General features: G+C 58.0%; 2 protein-coding genes. Both read left to right on the top strand.

From position 1 onward, the window contains the following. Nucleotides 1–119: 119 nt before the first annotated feature. The gene (locus ACIREA_RS29355) at nt 120–1,925 is read left to right on the top strand and encodes an efflux RND transporter periplasmic adaptor subunit (RefSeq protein WP_397385873.1); all 1,806 of its coding nucleotides are present in this window, start codon (nt 120–122) and stop codon (nt 1,923–1,925) included. Further along, nucleotides 1,925–2,674: an ABC transporter ATP-binding protein gene (locus ACIREA_RS29350; protein WP_397385872.1), complete on the top strand. Its 750-nt coding sequence runs from the start codon at nt 1,925–1,927 to the stop codon at nt 2,672–2,674. The genes ACIREA_RS29355 and ACIREA_RS29350 overlap by 1 nt, the downstream gene beginning before the upstream one ends. The last annotated feature ends 500 nt before the right edge of the window (nt 2,675–3,174 follow it).

The following is a 3,174-nucleotide window of genomic DNA, read 5'->3' as shown; positions in this document are numbered from 1 at the left end:
TCCACCACCATCAATCACACGCTCGTCCGTCTGCGCCTCTGGCGGGACATGGGAGTGCTGTTCATTGAGAAAGACGGCGGTTGGGTGGACGTATTGAACAAGGAGAAGCCAAAAGGAGAATGAAGAAGGGAAAATCCAGCAAAGGAATCATCATCGCAGGCATCAGCGTTCTCGCTATTGTCGGCTGGTGGAGCATGTCCGGCGGCGGCGCTGCAGCTGAAAAGGTGCCCACGCGCATTGTGCAGCGTGGCCCGCTCGAGATCACCGTGCTCCAGGGCGGGGAAATCCGCGCCTTGCAAAACAATGAGGTGAAGAGCGAAATCGAAATCCCCACCAAGATTCTCAGCCTCATTCCTGAAGGCTATCTGATCAGCGAGGAAGACGTCAAAGACGGCAAGGTCTTGATCGAACTCGACAGCACCGACCTCAAAACCAAGATCGAGACCCACGAGATCGACTTTCAGACCACGGTTTCAAACTACATCGACGCCGATGAGAACCGCGAGATCCAGAAAAGTGAAAACCAAACCATGGTGCGCGACGTCAAGCAGGTCGCCATCTTTGCCCTCATGGACTTTGAGAAGTATCTTGGGCGCGAAGTCACCGGCGCTATTCTCACCACGGCAGGTCTGCCATCAGACGTGGATGCCTTTGAAAAATACGCGGACGTCCTCGAGACTCAGGCCAACGCCCAGGTTTCTTCGGAGGCCGCCCTCTCCAAACGCGGGGAAAATGCCAAGCCCGGCGTGGCCAAAAAAACAATCGCCGCACCTCCGGTCAGCGAGATGATCAATTTCACCCCCTTCCTTGAACAGAAGGCGCAAAGCGACGGTGAGGCCCAGCAGAAACTGCGGCAGCTCGAGGACGACCTGCTGCTGCACCGCTCGGAGCTGGCCCTCGCCAAGCAGAAGGTGGAATCCTCCAAGCGTCTTGCGGCAAAAAAATTCGTCACCTCCGCCCAGATGGAGAATGACTCGGTGGGCTTCGACAAAGTGCAGCTCTCCGTGAAAACTTCTGAAACGGCGCTCGCCTTGTATAAAAAGTACGAATTCAGCAAGCATTGCGCCACCTACCTCGCCGCCTATCGTGAGGCGCTCAACAAGCTGCAGCGCACCATCCGCGCCAACCGTTCCCGAATGGCCCAGGCGGAGACCCGGTTCACCACAGCCAAGCGGCGCTATGAAATGGAACTGGCCCAGCGTGAAAACCTGGAGCTCCAGCTCAAAGCCTGCGTCATTAAAGCCCCGCAGCCCGGCTTGGTCGCCTACGGCGATTTGAACGCCAGCTCATCCTACAACTATAGCAACAGCGTCGAAGAAGGGGCCACAGTCCGCCTGCGCCAGACCTTGCTCACCATCCCGGACATGAGCCAGATGGGCGTCCGAGTGAACGTCCATGAATCACAGATCAAAAAGGTCCGCATCGGCCAGCCAGTCAAAGTCCGCGTCGATGCCGAACCCGGCAAGGAGTTGGACGGCCGCGTTGCCGAACTCGCCGTTCTTCCGGATTCAAGCAGCAGCCGTTACACGCCCAATCTAAAAGTCTATCCCTGCACCATTCACATCAACGGCTACCACCCCTGGATGAAGCCGGGCATGAACGCCAAGGTCGAGATCATCGTCGATCAGCTGGCCGATGTGCTCTACGTCCCAGTCCAGTCCATTGAGGTCGAGCAGGATCATCATTTCTGCTACATCAGCAACAACGGCAATTTGGAACGCCGGGAGATCAGCACCGGGCTCTTCAATGATGAATTCATCGAGGTGCGTGATGGTCTGCAGGGCGGCGAAGCCGTGGCCCTCGCACTCCCGAAGAAAGCCGAAGCCGACATGGGAGGTTCGGGCAGACCCGAGCCTGAAAGCGGCCCGGCCAAAGCCAAACCGTCCAAGCCCAAGGAAAAAGCCGTGGCGATCGCCAAACCGTGATGCCGGACACTGATCCCATCATCAAGCTGGTGGACATCTGCAAGAGCTACCAGATGGGTGAGACCACCCAGCACGTGCTGCAGGGCGTTTCACTCTCCATCTACCCCGGAGAATACGTCTGCATCATGGGCCCCTCCGGCTGCGGCAAGTCCACTCTGCTCAATGTGCTCGGTTGTCTCGATCAGCCCACCTCGGGCGACTACTTCCTCGGTGGTCTCAATGTCGCTCATCTTGAGGATGACGATCTTTCCGCCGCCCGGAACAAAAACCTCGGCTTCATCTTCCAGAGCTACAATCTCATCCAGCAGCTCAGCGTCATCGAAAACATCGCCGTGCCGATGTACTATGGCGGCGCGAAAGACTCGGAGATGATCGAAACCGGCACCCGCCTTGCCACCCAGGTCGGCCTTGAGCATCGCCTCCATCACAAGCCCACCGAACTCTCCGGCGGTCAGCAGCAGCGCGTCGCCATCGCCCGCGCCCTGTCGAACAGTCCGCTCGTCATCCTCGCCGACGAAGCCACCGGCAATCTCGACTCCAAGTCCGGCAAGGAAATCCTCGATCTCTTCGACGACCTCAATCAGCAGGGCAAGACCCTCGTCTTCGTCACTCATGACGAGCGCATGGTCCAGCGCTGCACCCGCATCATCCGCCTTCGCGACGGCGTCATCGAACACGATCAGGCCGGTGCCAAAGCCGACCGCCTTCGCGGCAAAGTCATCGGCGAGCACTACGGCCTTGCAGCTTGATGCCGTCGAGTCCCTCGATGTCGCTTCAGCGCAGAAACTAAGGAGTGCGGACTTCAGAGAAGAATGACAGGAGGTTTGCGCAAGGCCGGAAAACACCGGAAAAGGGCGGGAATGCCCGGAAAACGGGGCTTTGGTGCTCACTTGGCTTGCTTTGGCGGGTTTGCGCAGGTTCAGGGCTGAAACTGGCTTTGTGACAAAGGTTTGCGCAACTGGCAGGCTCCCTGAACTCGCGTTGTAGGCGGCCTGCACGGATTATGCACGGGACGTGAACGGCGGCAAGCTTTGCTAAGCCGCGTGGCTCTCACGGGGGTTGCCAGGAAGGCCAGGCCTGATTAACGGCCTTTTTGGCACGGCCAAGATCGGGACGGAAGCATTGATCTTATTGGAGATTCATGCCGTCCTGAGTTGCCTATACATCACAATGGGCTCGTAGGGGGAGTGGCGCTCAAGTTCAATAAAACCTTCTGAGGCATATAAGTGCATGTTCCGATCGCGATCAC

It is taken from the genome of Prosthecobacter sp., assembly GCF_044373815.1.
Lineage (GTDB): Bacteria > Verrucomicrobiota > Verrucomicrobiia > Verrucomicrobiales > Verrucomicrobiaceae > Prosthecobacter.
The sequence above is the reverse complement of the archived record's forward strand: the minus strand, read 5'-3'. Positions and strand labels throughout refer to the sequence as shown.

Coding starts and splice junctions, on each gene's coding strand:
- ACIREA_RS29355 (WP_397385873.1), top strand. CDS start 120: ATGAAGAAGGGAAAATCCAGCAAAGGAATCATCATCGCAGGCATCAGC.
- ACIREA_RS29350 (WP_397385872.1), top strand. CDS start 1,925: ATGCCGGACACTGATCCCATCATCAAGCTGGTGGACATCTGCAAGAGC.